This is a genomic window from Vibrio sp. 2033, assembly GCF_033339735.1.
In genome coordinates this window covers 1-618 of the sequence record NZ_JAWOVC010000501.1, presented here as the reverse complement: position 1 = coordinate 618, position 618 = coordinate 1, and the positions used below count along the sequence as shown (strand labels likewise).

General features: G+C 50.8%; 1 protein-coding gene. It reads right to left on the bottom strand.

Annotated elements, in window-relative coordinates:
* The coding region (locus R7P74_RS27450; protein WP_318123836.1) for an efflux RND transporter permease subunit at positions 1-618 on the bottom strand (618 nt) is incomplete at both ends.

Here is a 618-nt window from a genome sequence, read left to right as displayed (position 1 = left end):
AGTTTTGGCTCACATGACCCGCGCCAGCGGCGAAGATCAACGGGAAAATCCCCAAGATAAACGACCAAGATGTCATGTTCACCGCACGGAAACGTAGCGTACCGCCTTTTACGGCTGCGTCATCGATGGCAACGTCTTTCTCTTCACGCTCTTGCTTCGCGAACTCCACAATCAAAATGGCGTTCTTCGCAGCCAAGGCTATAAGGAGAACGAGACCAATCTGAGCGTACAAGTTTAATGGTGTGCCCGTTAAGTTCAGCGCGAGGAAAGAGCCTAGCGTTGCAACAGGTACCACCAAAATGATCGCCAGAGGAATACTCCAACTTTCGTACTGCGCCACCATGAACAAGTAAATGAAGATCAACGCCAACGCAAATGCGTAAATGGCTTGGTTACCAGCAAGCACTTCTTGGTACGCCATGCCCGTCCATTCGTAGGTATAGCCCTGTGGTAGAACTTCTGCAGCAACACGTTCCATCGCTGCAATTGCATCACCACTTGAGTAACCCGGAGCAGGCTGGCCTTGAATGATGGCGCTACGGTACATGTTGTATCGCCATGCCACATCAGGTTCGAATACTTGCTCGTAGCTGACTAGCGTGCTTAGTGGCACCATTT